Annotated in this window: 15 protein-coding genes, 1 pseudogene and 1 riboswitch; of the genes and pseudogenes, 5 read left to right on the forward strand and 11 right to left on the reverse strand. The window is 72.1% G+C overall.

The features are described 5' to 3' along the window. Nucleotides 1-41 precede the first annotated feature (41 nt). Nucleotides 42-111, reverse strand: a riboswitch (cobalamin riboswitch). 86 nt (nt 112-197) lie between these two features. Beyond that, nucleotides 198-923, forward strand: a complete 726-nt coding sequence (locus AB0J55_RS33885; RefSeq protein ID WP_364257904.1) for a hypothetical protein — start codon at nt 198-200, stop codon at nt 921-923. Here AB0J55_RS33885 and AB0J55_RS33890 read toward each other — a convergent pair. Genes AB0J55_RS33890 through AB0J55_RS33900 form a run of 3 tightly spaced genes read right to left on the reverse strand, consistent with a single transcriptional unit; the run spans nt 920 to nt 2,924 of the window. Continuing rightward, nucleotides 920-1,153 carry a helix-turn-helix transcriptional regulator gene (locus tag AB0J55_RS33890; RefSeq protein ID WP_043784651.1) on the reverse strand — a complete coding sequence of 78 codons (234 nt, stop codon included), beginning with the start codon at nt 1,151-1,153 and terminating at the stop codon, nt 920-922. The two genes, AB0J55_RS33885 and AB0J55_RS33890, sit on opposite strands and share 4 nt — an antisense overlap. 2 nt (nt 1,154-1,155) lie before the next feature. Continuing rightward, nucleotides 1,156-2,001 carry an ABC transporter permease gene (locus AB0J55_RS33895; RefSeq protein WP_364257908.1) on the reverse strand — a complete coding sequence of 282 codons (846 nt, stop codon included), beginning with the start codon at nt 1,999-2,001 and terminating at the stop codon, nt 1,156-1,158. Next, nucleotides 1,998-2,924: an ABC transporter ATP-binding protein gene (locus AB0J55_RS33900; protein ID WP_364257911.1), complete on the reverse strand. Its 927-nt coding sequence runs from the start codon at nt 2,922-2,924 to the stop codon at nt 1,998-2,000. Before AB0J55_RS33900 ends, AB0J55_RS33895 begins: the two co-directional genes overlap by 4 nt. Before the next feature lie 110 nt (nt 2,925-3,034). Here AB0J55_RS33900 and AB0J55_RS33905 point away from each other — a divergent pair, with 110 nt between their 5' ends. The 4 genes from AB0J55_RS33905 to AB0J55_RS33920 are packed head-to-tail and all read left to right on the forward strand — an operon-like array spanning nt 3,035 to nt 6,534. Then, the gene (locus tag AB0J55_RS33905) at nt 3,035-3,349 is read left to right on the forward strand and encodes a DUF6191 domain-containing protein (protein ID WP_364257914.1); all 315 of its coding nucleotides are present in this window, start codon (nt 3,035-3,037) and stop codon (nt 3,347-3,349) included. 4 nt (nt 3,350-3,353) lie between these two features. Next, on the forward strand, nt 3,354-4,427 hold the full coding sequence (locus AB0J55_RS33910; RefSeq protein ID WP_364257917.1) for a precorrin-3B synthase: 1,074 nt from the start codon (nt 3,354-3,356) through the stop codon (nt 4,425-4,427). After that, entirely contained in the window at nt 4,424-5,047 is a 624-nt protein-coding gene (locus tag AB0J55_RS33915) for a precorrin-8X methylmutase (protein WP_364257920.1), read from the forward strand. The genes AB0J55_RS33910 and AB0J55_RS33915 overlap by 4 nt, the downstream gene beginning before the upstream one ends. After that, on the forward strand, nt 5,044-6,534 hold the full coding sequence (locus AB0J55_RS33920) for a precorrin-2 C(20)-methyltransferase (RefSeq protein WP_364257923.1): 1,491 nt from the start codon (nt 5,044-5,046) through the stop codon (nt 6,532-6,534). The genes AB0J55_RS33915 and AB0J55_RS33920 overlap by 4 nt, the downstream gene beginning before the upstream one ends. Here AB0J55_RS33920 and AB0J55_RS33925 read toward each other — a convergent pair. From AB0J55_RS33925 to cobM, 8 genes and pseudogenes are all read right to left on the reverse strand, one after another. After that, entirely contained in the window at nt 6,528-6,917 is a 390-nt protein-coding gene (locus AB0J55_RS33925; protein WP_364257926.1) for a hypothetical protein, read from the reverse strand. The two genes, AB0J55_RS33920 and AB0J55_RS33925, sit on opposite strands and share 7 nt — an antisense overlap. A gap of 85 nt (nt 6,918-7,002) precedes the next feature. Continuing rightward, nucleotides 7,003-7,125: pseudogene (locus AB0J55_RS33930) on the reverse strand (hypothetical protein); the annotation flags it as partial. Next, nucleotides 7,089-7,346, reverse strand: coding sequence for a hypothetical protein (locus AB0J55_RS33935; RefSeq protein WP_364257929.1), 258 nt, complete (start codon nt 7,344-7,346; stop codon nt 7,089-7,091). The gene AB0J55_RS33935 and the pseudogene AB0J55_RS33930, both read right to left, overlap by 37 nt. A 32-nt stretch (nt 7,347-7,378) precedes the next feature. Then, nucleotides 7,379-10,471: an arabinosyltransferase domain-containing protein gene (locus AB0J55_RS33940; RefSeq protein WP_364257932.1), complete on the reverse strand. Its 3,093-nt coding sequence runs from the start codon at nt 10,469-10,471 to the stop codon at nt 7,379-7,381. Nucleotides 10,472-10,489: 18 nt separating this feature from the next. Continuing rightward, nucleotides 10,490-11,149 (reverse strand): 5,6-dimethylbenzimidazole synthase, encoded by a 660-nt coding sequence (gene bluB / locus AB0J55_RS33945; RefSeq protein ID WP_364257935.1) that lies wholly within the window; start codon nt 11,147-11,149, stop codon nt 10,490-10,492. Beyond that, nucleotides 11,146-11,865, reverse strand: a complete 720-nt coding sequence (locus AB0J55_RS33950) for a cobalt-precorrin-6A reductase (protein ID WP_364257938.1) — start codon at nt 11,863-11,865, stop codon at nt 11,146-11,148. Before AB0J55_RS33950 ends, bluB begins: the two co-directional genes overlap by 4 nt. Beyond that, entirely contained in the window at nt 11,862-12,878 is a 1,017-nt protein-coding gene (locus AB0J55_RS33955) for a Gfo/Idh/MocA family oxidoreductase (protein WP_364257941.1), read from the reverse strand. The genes AB0J55_RS33950 and AB0J55_RS33955 overlap by 4 nt, the downstream gene beginning before the upstream one ends. Continuing rightward, nucleotides 12,875-13,636 carry a precorrin-4 C(11)-methyltransferase gene (cobM, locus tag AB0J55_RS33960; protein ID WP_364257944.1) on the reverse strand — a complete coding sequence of 254 codons (762 nt, stop codon included), beginning with the start codon at nt 13,634-13,636 and terminating at the stop codon, nt 12,875-12,877. The genes AB0J55_RS33955 and cobM overlap by 4 nt, the downstream gene beginning before the upstream one ends. Nucleotides 13,637-13,719: the final 83 nt, after the last annotated feature.

Here is a 13,719-nt window from a genome sequence, read left to right on the forward strand (position 1 = left end):
TCCTCGGGGTCCGCGCCCCGGGTAGACGGGCGCGCCGGCCGGAGTTCCTGGCTTCCGGATCTCTCTCCGGTCACAGTGGCGGGACCGCCCCGGGCTTCCACCGGGTTCCTCCACCTGCCGACGCGTGGGTATCGCACCCACTCTCCGGTGCCGGTCGAGGCGCGTCAAGGTGACGTTGCCCCGGGTAACCTGGCGGCTTGGAATCCCTTCTCCGGAGCTTCACCGCCGCGCAGTCCACCCGCCAGCCGTACCGCCCTCCGACGGCGGCCGAGCTCGAAACCGCCCGGGCCGGCTTCGCCGCCCTGCTCGACGGCCGCCCCCATCATCTCGCTGACCTGGGGTTTTCCGCCGAAGGCGACGCGATCGTCCAGGAGCCCGGCTCCGAGCGCGCCTGGGGCCTCTACGCGATCGACCGCTGCGCGCCGCCGTCCCTGGTGATCGAGGTCCCGCACGCCGCCTCCGACCTGCGGACCGAGCTGGTCGGCCTGGCCCTGTACCGGCGGACTCCGGGCGCGGTCCTCGCGGTCAACGGCGCCCACCGCCGCCGCGAAGACCCCGCGCACGACCCGCGGACCGTCTTCCACGTCGTCGCCACGCTGCTGGCCCGCCGCGGCCTGCCGCAGGTCCAGCTACACGGCTTCAACGACCGGACCCTGCCCGCCGCCGACGTCGTGCTCTCGGCCGGAGCCGCGGACGCCGGGGACGCGGCCCGCCGGGCGGCGGACCGGCTCGAGGCGGCCGGGTTCCGCGTCTGCCGGGCCTGGGCCGAGCCCTGCCGCGGCCTGGCCGGGACGACGAACGTCCAGAGCCAGGCCGCCGGCGGGACGCCGTTCCTGCACGTCGAGCTCAACCGGACCACCCGCGAGACCCGCCGCGACGCCGTCGTCGACGCGCTCGCCGAGGCCGACCTGCGCAAACCCTAGGCGGACCGCTCGCCCAGCCGCGGGAACGGCTTCGTCGAGAACAGCACCTCGACGGACACCTCGAAGAACTCTGCGATCCGCAGCGCCAGGTACAGCGAGGGGCTGTACTCGCCGCGCTCCAGGTAGCCGATCGTCTGGTAGTGCACCCCGAGGGCCTCCGCCAGCTGCCGCCGCGAGATCGACCGTTCCGCGCGCAGCATCGCGATCCGGTTGTAGACGACCTCACTCATGACTACCCCACACGCTGCATGGCCTTCTGCCGCCGTTCGGCCAGCGACGAGCCGGCCTCGCGCCGCGCCATGCGGCGGAGCAGGACCGGGGCCAGCGCGAAGCCGAGCACCGACCACGCGAGGAGCACCGCCAGGGTCGGCAGCGTTCGCCACGACTGGGCGATCTCGACGACGACCGCGCTGTCCGGCAGCAGCGCCGAGCGCATCCCGAGGCCCAGCCAGTACATCGGGAACACCTGCGCGATGTCCTGCACCCACACCGGCAGCGCGGTGATCGGGTAGAAGATCCCGGAGATCGCGCCCAGCCCCATGACCGGCAGCGTGATCAGCCCGATCGAGCGCGGGCTGTTGGTCAGCGACCCCAGCGCCGCACCGATCGGCATCGTCGCGGCCATGCCGAGCACCAGCACCCACAGCAGGTGCAGGTACGACCAGCCGCCGTCCGGAGCCAGCGAGGAGAAGACGAACAGGCACGGCACCAGGACCGCGGCCATCGACGTGAGCTGCGCGAGCGACAGCGCCGTCGTCTTCCCCACCAGGTAGCCGAGCATCCCGTTCGGCGTCGCCTTCGCGCGCAGCAGCGTGCCGTCCTCGCGGTCGACGGCCAGGTAGCCCGCCGCGCCGGTCAGGCCCTGGAACACGATGCCGGCGCCGAGCACGCCGGGCACGGTCGCCGCGCCGAGCGAGAACGACGTGCCGGGCAGCGTGGCGTTGCGCATGAAGAACAACGTACCGAGGAAGAGCGCCACGAAGACGACCTGCCCCACCACGTCGTCGAGGTTGCTCCACGTCTGCTTGAACTCGATCCAGCCGCGGGCCACGCCGGCCCGGACGGCGACGGCGTTCATCGCGCACCCGCTTCCTGGAGGCCGAGCTCCGTTTCGCCGCCGGTCTCCGCGCGGCGCACCAGCGTCATGTAGGTGTCCTCGAGCGACGCCCGCCGGACTTCGAGGTCCGCGACGGCGTCGCCGTGCTGCTTGAACAGGTCGTACACGTACTTCGTCGCCTCGGTCGTCGAGTGGACGAAGCGCTGCCCGCCGACGCTCCAGCGGACCTCGGCCTCCCCGGAGATCTGCCTGCTGAGCTCGTCGGCCGAGCCGTCGGCGATGATCCGGCCGCCGTTGAGGATGAGGATCCGGTCGGCCAGCTTCTCGGCCTCGTCGAGGTCGTGCGTGGTGAGCAGGATCGTCGTGTCGAGCTCGTCGGACAGGCGGTGCACCAGGTCGTGGAACTCGCGCCGGGCCTCCGGGTCGAAGCCCGCAGTCGGCTCGTCGAGGAACAGCAGCTCGGGCCGCCCGACGATGCCGATCGCGACGTCGAGCCGCCGCCGCTGGCCGCCGGAGAGCTGCTTGAGCTTCTTGTCCGCGTGCTCGGTGAGCCCGACGGTCTCGATCAGCTCACCGGTGTCCCACGGCCGGGGGTGCGACGCCGTCGAGTACGGCGCGTAGTAGCGGCCGAGGTGGGCGAGCAGCTCGCGGACGCGCCACTTCCCGTGGTCACGCCAGGACTGGAGCACGACCCCCAGCCGCGCCCGCCAGTCCTCGCCGCCGTGGGCCGGGTCGGTGCCCAGCACGCTGACCTCGCCGGCCGACCGCATGCGGAAGCCCTCGAGGATCTCGATCGTCGTCGTCTTGCCCGCGCCGTTCGGTCCCAGCAGGCCGACGACCTCTCCTCGGTACGCGTCCAAGTCGACGCCGTGGAGCACGTCGTTCGCGCCGTACCGCATCCGCAGCCCGCGCACGCGGACGACGGGATCGGCTGGATCTCTCATCGCACATACCCCCATCTGACTGGTGCGATCGAATGTAGCACACCTACTACATTCGATGAGACTTCTGCTGTCCCGGGAACTTGACCACCGGTCACCCGGTTCGCCGGGACATGGGAACTTGGCTGGGGCTCGCCCTTCCGGGCGGCGTGGTGATCCTGCTGGTCATGGCCGCGATCGAGCTGCGCCCGCGCAAGGACGGCTCGCGCTTCAAGGCGCGGCTGTCCGCCACCTACATCGAGGAGACCACCGCCTTCCTCTACGGCACCAAGCGGCGTGAGCTGGAACACCGGGAAACGATGTCGATGCTCGTCGAGCAGGACGCCGAAGGCGCGCCACCCTGGCGTGACGTGGACCTGGACGCCGGAACGGCCAGGATCCGGCCGCGTCCGGACCCGCGGGAGCCGGAAAACCGCCAGCTACAGTGACCTCATGCCGACCCCAGCACGTGTGCGAGCCGACGCGTGCCCCGGTGTTTTCGCACCCCACGACGCCGCCGACGGGCCGTTGGCCCGGGTGCGGCTGCCCGGCGGCACGATTTCCGCACCGCAGCTGCGCGCGCTGGCCGACGCGGCCGAGGCGTGCGGCGACGGCGACCTCCACCTCACCTCGCGCAGCAACGTCCAGCTGCGCGGCGTCACCCGGCCGGGCCTCGCGGACCGGCTGACCGACGCCGGCCTGCTGCCGTCGACGTCGCACGAGCGGGTCCGGAACGTCCTCGCGTCGCCGTTGAGCGGGGTGCGCGGCGGCCTCGCCGACGTCCGCGGGCTGGCGGCTTCGCTGGATCTCGCGCTGTGTGCGACGCCGGAGCTGGCGTCGCTGCCCGGGCGGTTCCTCTTCGCCTTCGACGACGGCCGCGGCGACGTCGCCGGCGAAGGCGCCGACGTCTGCTGGCTCGCCGCAGGGCCGGCCGAGGGCACGTTGCTGCTCGCGGGCGGCGACACCGGACGGCGGGTGGCGCGCGCCGACGCCGTCGCGACGCTGGTCGAGGTCGCGCTGGAGTTCTGCCGGGTGCGCGGGTCCGCTTGGCGCGTCGCCGAACTCGACGACCCGGCCTGGCGGGGGACGCCGGTGCCGCGAACTTCGGCCGAGGTCCCGGCGGGGTTGATTCCCCGGGATGACGGCTTCGCGGCCGGGGTCGTGCCGCGCTTCGGGCAACTGTCCGCGGCGCAGGCGAGGGCGCTGGCCGAGTTCGGTCCCGCGCTGGTCACGCCGTGGAAGTCCCTGGTGCTGCCGGACGTGCCCGCCGACGTCTTCGAGCGGCTCGGCTTCGGCGGCGAAGCCTGGGGAACCACCGCGTGCATCGGCCGTCCGGGCTGCGCGAAGTCGCGCGCCGACGTCCGGGCCGACGCGGTGTTCCGGCCGGGCCTGCGCGCGCACTTCTCGGGCTGCGAACGGCGGTGCGGGAAGCCGTCGCAGTCCCATGTGGACGTTGTCGCCGAAGCGGGGGGCTACCGCATCGACGGCCGCTGGGTGCCGCTCGACGAGATGGAAGGGAACCTGTGATCGACTACCTGCGGGACGGTGCCGAGATCTACCGGCACTCGTTCGCCACGATCCGCGAGGAGGCGGACCTGGCGATCCTGCCCGACGACGTGGCGGGGTGTGCGGTCCGGATGATCCACGCCTGCGGCATGGTCGATCTGGTCGACGACCTGCGCTACACGCTCGACGTCGTCGAGTCCGGCCGCGCGGCCCTCGAAGCCGGCGCGCCGGTCCTGTGCGACGCGCAGATGATCGCCAGCGGCGTCACCCGTCGTCGCCTGCCCGCGGGCAACGAGGTCCTCTGCACGCTGTCGGACCCTTCGGTGCCCGGCCTCGCCGAGCGCATGGGCACGACGCGCTCGGCGGCGGCGCTGGAACTGTGGCGCGACAAGCTGCCCGGCTCGGTCGTGGCGATCGGCAACGCGCCCACGGCGCTGTTCCGCCTCCTGGAGATCCTCGACGAAGGCGTCGGCGCGCCCGCGGCGATCATCGGCGTCCCGGTCGGGTTCGTCGGCGCCGTCGAGTCCAAAGTGGAGCTGGCCAAGCGGGCCCCGGCCCCGTACCTGGTGGTGCACGGACGGCGCGGCGGCAGCGCGATGGCCGTCGCGGCGATCAACGCCATCGCGAGCGCCGAAGAATGAGCGCGGGCAAGCTGTACGGCGTCGGGCTCGGCCCCGGCGACCCGGAACTGATGACGGTCAAGGCCGCGCGCCTGATCTCGGAAGCAGCGGTGATCGCCTACCACTGCGCGCGGCACGGCCGGAGCATCGCGCGCTCGGTCGCGGAGCCGTACCTGCGTGAAGGGCAGATCGAGGAGAAGCTCGTCTACCCGGTCACGACGGAGACGACCGACCACCCGGGCGGCTACGAGGGCGCGATCGCCGACTTCTACGAGCTGAGCGCGAAGCGGCTGGCCGAGCACCTCGACGCGGGCCGTGACGTGGTCCTGCTCTGCGAGGGTGACCCGTTCTTCTACGGCTCGTACATGTACATGCACGAGCGCCTGTCCGGCCGGTACGAGGCGGTCGTCGTGCCCGGGGTGACGTCGGTGAGCGCGGCGTCGTCGGTCTTCGGCCGTCCGCTGGTCCAGCGCGACGAGGTCCTGACGGTGCTCCCGGGCACCCTCCCGGCCCCGGAACTGGCCCGGCGCCTGGCGGACACCGACGCGGCGGCGGTCCTGAAACTGGGCCGGACGTTCTCGTCGGTGCGGGAGGCGTTCGCGGAGGCCGGGAAGCTGGACGACGCCGTGTACGTCGAGCGCGCGACCTGGGGCCGGCAGCGGATCGAGCCCCTGGCGTCGGTGGATCCTTCGACGGTGCCGTATTTCTCGCTGGCGTTACTGCCTTCGCCGGCTTATGCGTCACGGCAGTCTCCTGTTTCGCCGGCTCCCGCGCCTGCGTCCGGCGGCGAGGTCGTCGTCGTGGGCCTCGGACCGGCCGGTCCCGAGTGGCTGACCCCCGAGGCGGCTTCGGAGCTTTCGGCTGCCGAACACATCGTCGGGTACGGGCCGTATGTCGCGCGGGTGCCGCAGAAGGCGGGCCAGCAGCGGCACGCGTCCGGCAACCGGGTGGAGGCCGACCGAGCGCGCGAGGCTCTCGACCTGGCTGCTTCCGGCTCGCGGGTGGCGGTGGTGTCCTCGGGCGACCCGGGGGTGTTCGCGATGGCGTCGGCGGTCCTGGAGCAGGTGTCTCTCGGACACGGCACGGGTGTCCGGGTCCGGATCGTGCCGGGCGTGACGGCAGCCCAAGCGGCGGCATCCCGGGTGGGAGCGCCGCTGGGGCACGACTACTGCGTGCTCTCGCTGTCCGACCGCCTGAAGCCGTGGGAGATCATCGAGAAGCGCCTGGACGCGGCGGGCGCGGCGGACCTGGTGCTGGCGCTGTACAACCCGGCGTCCCGCACCCGGACGACCCAGCTGGCCGACGCCCGGGCTGTCCTCCTCCGCCACCGTTCCGCTGCGACGCCGGTCGTGGTCGCCCGGGACGTGGGTGGTTCGGAGGAGGACATCCGCGTCACGACGCTGGGGGAGCTGGATCCGTCCACAGTGGACATGCGCTGCCTGCTGATCGTGGGCTCGTCTCGCACGCGGTCCGAGAACGGAATCGTCTGGACGCCCCGCAGTTATTGATGTGCCGCGATGAACTCGGCGGCCGCTCGCACGAAGTCGGCGGCGGCCGCCGAGGTCCTTCCGGTTTCGAGCACCGTCCGCAGCCACTCGGCCTTGTTGTCGCCTGAGACGTCGGGATGGAAGCGTTCCAGCTCGCCGCAGGGGACGACGAAGATCCCCAGCTCGCGCAGGCCGCGGTCGAGCTGCTCGAAGGCGGTCACGGCGTCGCCCGAGAGGTGGTGGGTGCCGTATTTCTTGAACTCCCGCCAGCCGCTCACCGGGCTGACGGCCTCCTTGATCTTGGCGATCTCGCCGCTGCTCAACGTGGCGGCCTTGCTTCGCGCGAACTGCGCCTCGACGAGCGCCTTCGCGGCGACGCGGTCGACCTTCCGGCCCCACGACATCCGCGCGCACCGAAATGATGCCCTCGATGACGTCGACGCTGTGGGTCGCCACGATCACCTGCGACCCCGCGGCGTGCTCTTCAGCGAGGAACCGGCCCAGCAGGTAGGCCTGCGGTGGGTGCAAGAACGCTTCCGGCTCTTCGATGAGCACGATCGGGTAATGCGAGTTCTTCAAGGCGAAGAGGACGCTCGCGAACGCCCGGAACACATCGCCCTGCTCGGCCAAACGCGGCTCGCGGAGACATCGATGGTCACCTGCTGGAGAATTTTGCTCGGCGGGTGTGCTTGTCGGCCTGTGAGGTGGGTGCCGATTTCGCGCAGCAGCAGGCTTTTTCCGACGTTGTTCGGCCCCACGACCACCGTGAGGCCGTCGGCGATTTCCACCTCTTCGCCGGACTGCAGTTCCAGGCTCCGGAGCTTGAGCACCATGACGTCATCCTGTCACGGTGCTCAAGCGATTCTCAGCGCGTCGGGTCCTTGCCGTTCGGCTGCCGCGGTCCCGGACCCGGTGACCACCAGCCCGGCACCGTCTTCTCCCCGTGCACCACCGTCGGTGCGATCCCTTCGGTGAACGGCTCGATCTGCAGCAGCTGGCCCCACGACTGGCTCGGCTGGCCGATCAGGTAGCTCGGCACCTCCGGCTCCTCGGCCAGCTCCTCCAGCCAGCCGATCGGCCCGCCGTTCGTCGAGGACGCCCACTGGGCCTCGTCCGCCAGGCCGCCCGCCGTGATGCGGTAGTCCGGGACCTGCGAAATCCCGTCGTGCGACGTCACCGGCTGGACGCACGGGTACACGAACGAAGCCGGCCAGTCCACGTACACCGGCTTCGAGCCGATGCGGTCCGTCAGGGTCGTGAACGTCGGCACGCGGGGGGCCGAGGCCGCGATCCAGCCGTCCTCGGTCAGGTCGTTGTCCACGATGTTGATGCGGACCGCGTTCGTCTCCGGCGGGAGGTCGCGCAGGTTGATGCGGGTGTCGTTCCAGCCGCCCGTGCCCGAGCCCGGCGGGAGCATGAACTGGCTGCGCAGGACCTTCACGCCCTCCGGCGTGTCGACGCCGTAGTCGAGGCTGACCGACGTCGGGCGCCGCGCGGCCCCTGCCGTCGCCACCACGATCTGGCCGTCCGCCGGCTTCTCCGTCAGCGCGTACCAGTCGCTGCGCAGCCGGCCGGCGCGCGTCTCCGGGTCGAGGTAGCTCGACCACATCGGCACCTTGTCCGGGGTGAACCCGTGCGGCGGCTCGGCGAGGGGGTCCTTGTCGTCGACCGGGCGGGTGTGGAAGCCGGTCTGGACGCGGCCGTTGTCCTGGTCCGGGTTCGGCAGCGGTGACTCGGGTTCCTTCGGCTTCTCCGCCACGGTCCGCTGCTCGGCCTGCGGGTGCAGGATGCTCGTCGCCGCGTCGCGCTCGACCATCACGTGGTCGGAGAGGTTGCAGCTCTTGCCGAACAGGTGGCCGACGTTCGCCGCGCCCAGGCTGTAGCTGCCGGACTGGTTGTGGATCGCCCACGCCATCGTGACGAACTCGCCCGCCGCGACCAGGCCGCACACCACCACCAGCGACAGCGACCCCAGCCGCAGCGCGCGCCGCTTGCCTTCCTGGGGCTGCTCGGGCAGGCCCGGCCGGTGCGCGCGGACGTTCTCGACGAACGCGTAGATTCCGGCGATCGCGGCCGCCGCCAGCAGGATCGTCGACAGCGGGATGCCGCCGATCGACGGTGCCACGTTCGTCCACTGGACGCCGAGGCGCGAGACGAACCAGTACGTGTTCGGCCCGGTCGCGGCGAGCGCGGCGACCACGAGCAGCGCCGCGAGGAACGCTGCGCGGTTGCGTTTGGAGCGCAGCACCGTCGAACTGGTCGCGAGCGCGGCCAGCGCGGCCATCGACGCGCCGACCGCGGCGAACGCGCCGAAGTGGTGCGTCCACTTCGTCGGCGTCAGGGCCAGGAGCAGGAAGAACAGCGCCGTCGTGCCGATCAGGCGGCGCGCCGGGCCCAGCGCCGCGCCGGGGATCCGGCTGCGGCGCAGCAGCACCACCAGGCAGGTGGCGGTGCACAGCACGACCAGCAGCACCGGGAACCGGCGCGGCGCCGAGCCGTCCGGCAGGTCGGCGAACAGCAGCTGGTAGCGCGCGAGCTCCTGGAACCACGACAGGTTCGGGCCGACCTGGGTGCGGATCCGCGTCGCCTCCTGGACGGTCGCGAACGTCTGGTCGGCGAACACGACGACCAGCACGAGCAGCCCCGCCGCGGCGACCGGCGCGAGCACCGGCAGCCAGCCGCTCTCGTTCGCGCGCTGGCGGATCAGCTTGAACAGCGGGCGCGCGGCGACCAGGAAGGGCGCCACCGCGATCAGCCCGGTCGGCGTCGCGGCCAGGGTGAACCCGGCGGCGGTCAGGCCCAGGCACAGCGGCAGCAGCCGCCGCGTCACCAGCGTGCGCTCGACCGCGCAGATCGCCAGCAGCGAGCCGAGCGCGGCCACCGGTTCCGGGCGGACGCCGTTGTTGTAGGGCATCCACCAGATCAGGAACACCGTCGCGGCCGCCCAGCTGGCCGGGCGGCTGGTGCGGATCTGGCTGCCCAGCCGCGGCATCACCTCGCGGCTGATCAGCAGCCAGCTGAGCACGCCGAGCAGGAACGACGGCAGCCGGATCCACGGCGGCACCGTGCTGACGTGCGTCATCAGCTCGAAGACGTGGTAGAACCAGCCGAACGGCGCCTCGGCGACGCCGAACCAGCGGTGGTAGTTCGTCAGGTAGCCGGTCGCCTCGGTGACCCGGGCCATCGTCAGGATGTAGCCGTCGTCCGAGGTCACCGGCCCGATGAAGACCCACGCGCCGAGCGCGGCGATCACCGTGGCGTCCCGCGCGGTCAGCCGCCACCAGCCGACCGGCGCCCAGCGCGGCGCGCGTCTCGCGAAGCCGGAGTCACGGCGCCAGACCGCGATCAGGCAGCCGATCAGCGACAGGATGGCGAGCACGCCGACGACGATCTTCAGCGCGGTCGGCGAGGTCTGGTAGCGCGTGTCCGGCACGACCGAGACGTGCAGGCCGGCGATCGGGTCCTTGCTCGAGTTGATCGAGGAGTAGATGCCGACCACGCGGGGCCGGACGTCGCCGCCGGCGTGGAAGATCGGCGTCCCGGCCACGGCGAGGGTCATCTGCGTCGCGTCGACGTCCAGCTCGACGTCGCACTTCTCGGCCGGCAGCGGCTGCTGGGCGATCTGCTGGCCCTGGCTGGAGGCGAGCAGCACCCCGTTGTCGACGCGCAGCTGCAGCCCGACGCCGTTGCCGGCCTTCGGGTCGGTGCGGCCGTCCGGCACGGTGGCGAACAGCAGTCCGGGGCCGTTCGTGCGCGCGTCGACCGAGCGGATGGCCGCGCACGGCACCTCGGCCCGCAGGTCCTCGGCCCAGTACCCGGTCAAGGGCGCGTTGACGGAGCGGGTGTCGCTGCCGGTGGGCCAGACGACCTCCGCCGTGTCCTGCACCACCGGCAGGAAGGGGAAAGCCAGCGCGCACAAGGCCGAGAGCAACCCCAGCGCTACGGCAATCAGACGCATCGGCGCAACGCTAACGGGTCAGATGACGGAGGTTGACGCAGCCCCCGGGTCACGCGGGGTGAACCTGCCGTGGTGTATCGCCGCGGTCAGGGGACGGCGGCTGCGCCAACCGTGGCGTTCCAGGTCGGGCACGGTCTCCAGCCTGCTGACCGGGCCGACGCACAGCCACGCGACCGGCCGGACGCTGCCGGGGATGCCGAGCAGCTCGCTCAGGAACGGTTCGCGGTAGAAGCTCACCCAGCCGACGCCCAGGCCCTCCGCGGTCGCGGCGAGCCAGAGGTTCTGGATGGCGAGGCACACCGAGTACAGGCCGGCGTCGGCGATCGCGTGCCGCCCGAGCACGTCGGGCGCGCCGCGCGCCGGGTCGTAGGTGACGACGATGCCCAGGCTCGACTCGAGGATGCCCTCGATCTTGATGTTCGCGAAGGTGCTCGCGCGGTCTTCGCCGAGCTGCCCGGCGAAGACCTCCCGCTCCTCGTGGACGTGCTTGGCGAACTTCTCGCGCGTCACGACGTCGTCGACCAGCACGAAGTCCCACGGCTGGGTGAGCCCGACGCTCGGCGCGGCGTGCGCGGCCTCGAGGACCCGCATCAGCGTGGCCTCGGGAACGGGCGCGCCGGTGAACTCGCCGCGGACGTCCCGTCGTTTCCGCAGGACTTCGTAGAACTCTTCGATCATCGGTGCAGGACCCATTCGACGGCGGCGGGGACGGTTTCGGCGGTCTCGGTGCCGGGGCGTTCCGGCCGCCGGACGAGCAGGACGGGCTTGCCGAGCTCGCGGGCGGCGGTCAGCTTGGCGCTGGTCTGCGCGCCGCCGGAGTCCTTCGTGACCAGGACGTCCACCCGGCCGAGCAGCTCTCGTTCCGCGGCCACCTCGTACGGCCCGCGGGCGAGGATGAGCTCGTGGTGACGGGGCAGCGGGGGCTCGGGCGGGTCGACGCAGCGGATCAGGAACCACAGGTCGTCGAGGTGCGCGAAGGCGGGCAGGCCCTGGCGGCCGCTGGTCAGGAACACGCGTTTGCCCAGTTCAGGAAGCTTTCGTGCGGCTTCGGCGAGGTCGGCGGCCCAGTGCCAGTCGTCCTGCGGTCCGGCCTGCCAGCCCGGCCTTGCGAGCCTGAGCAGCGGCGTCCCCGTCAGCTCGGCCGCTTTCGCCGCGTTGCCGCCGATGCGTTCGGCGAAGGGGTGCGTGGCGTCCACGACTGCTTCGACGTGGTTCTCACGCAGGTACCGAGCGAGACCTTCCGGGCCGCCGAAGCCGCCTACGCGTACTTCGCCGACGGGGAGCCTCGGCCGCGCGACCCGCCCCGCCAGCGAAGAGACAACGCGGACTTCGCGCTCGGCGAGCGCTTCGGCGAGCTGCCGGGCTTCGCCGGTTCCGCCGAGGATGAGGATCACGCGCGACGCCCGTAGCCGACAGCTTCGCGCCAGCGGTCCAGCGTCCGCATGTTGGCGAGGGTCTCGGCCCAGGTCAGCTCGGGTGCCTGGCGGTCTTCGACGTGCGCGGCGACGTGGTCCGCTTCGCGCGCGAAGACGCCCTGGGTCGCTTCGACCTCGATGACCTCCGGCTCGCCGTCGGCCGGGGTGAGGATGATCTGCGAGACGCCGGGGTGGCGCAGCGGGTGGATCCACGCGGGCCGCGGGATGTGGATCTGCCCGCGTGACCCGAACACGCGGATGCCGTCTTCGCGGGTCAGCCGGATGCCGCAGGAGATGGTGGCGAGGATGTCGCCGGGCAGGCGCAGCAGGCCGGTCGCCCACTCGTCGACGCCCGTGGCGGACAGGTGCGCCATCCCGCTCACCTCGGACGGCTCGACGACGTCCTGCCCGGTGGCCGCCTGCGCGACCAGCCGGGCCAGCGACGTGCAGTAGCAGCCGACGTCGAGGATCCCGCCGCCGCCGAGCGCCGGGTCGCTGAGCCGGGCGGTTTCTTCGGGGTTGCTGTCGAAGGAGAAGGTGGTGTCGACCGCGCGGACCTCGCCGATCGCCCCGGAGGAGATCAGCTCGGCCAGCCGCCGCGTCTGCGGGTGCAGCCGGTACATGAACGCCTCCATCAGGAAGACGTCGTGCGCGCGGGCGGCGGCGATCACCTCCTCGGCATCGGCCGCGGTGATGGTCAACGGCTTCTCGCAGAGGACGTGCTTGCCGGCCTCGACGGCGGCGATGGCCCACTGTTTGTGCAGCGCGTGCGGCGTCGAGACGTAGACGGCGTCGACGTCCGGGTCGGCGAGGAGGTCTTCGTAGCTGCCGTAGGCCTTCGGGATGTCGAAGCGGGTGGCGAACTCCCGGGCCCGTTCACTGTCCCGGGCGGCAACGGCGGCGAGCACGCCGTGTTTGCTCTCGTCGACGCCCGCGGCGAAGTGGGCGGCGATGGTCCCGGCGGCCAGCAGGCCCCAGCGCAGTTCCGTCACAACGACTCCGGTTGGTTCGCCCGGTCACGGGCACTCGAGTACAGGAAGCTGTCGGGGAAGTTCGTGGCGCCGAGCACCCGCCCGACGAAGATCGTGGCGGCGCGCGTCATCCCGGCCTCGCGCACCAGGGCGGGGAGTTCCCCGAGTACCCCGCGCACGACGGTTTCCCCGGGCTGGCTCGCGAGCGCGACGACGGCGACGGGGCAGTCCCCGCCGTAGTGCGGCGTGAGTTCCCCGGCCACCCGCTCGACGTGGTTGACGGCGAGGTGCAGCGCAAGGGTGGCACCGGTCGCGGCGAAGGCGGCGAGGGTCTCACCGGGAGGCATCTTGGTGGACCGCGCCTGAACCCGCGTGACGACGAGGCTCTGCCCGATTTCGGGCACGGTGAGCTCCCGCTTCAGCACGGCGGCCGAAGCGGCGAAGGCGGGCACCCCGGGAACGACCTCGTAGGGGACGTTCCTGGCGTCCAGTCGCCGCATCTGCTCGGCGACCGCGCTGTAGAGCGAGGGGTCCCCGGAGCACAGCCGCGCAACGTCGTGCCCGGCGCGGTGAGCGTCGACGAGCTTCCCGACGATCTGCTCGAGGCTGAGGTTCGCCGTGTCGACGAGCTCGGTCCCGGGCGCGCAGTGGGCGAGCAGGTCGGGCGGGGTCATGCTGCCGGGGTAGAGGCAGACACCGCAGCGGGCGAGCAGATCCCGCCCCCGCACGGTGATGAGATCGGCGGCCCCGGGCCCGGCGCCGATGAAGTGCACGGTCATCGACTGCTCCAGATCAGGCTGAGGGGACGCGCGGTCGCAGGCTGCCACACGCGGCGAGGGGCCGTCGATGTCGCGCTCATCAC

The organism is Amycolatopsis sp. NPDC049688 (assembly GCF_040674975.1).
Lineage (GTDB): Bacteria > Actinomycetota > Actinomycetes > Mycobacteriales > Pseudonocardiaceae > Amycolatopsis.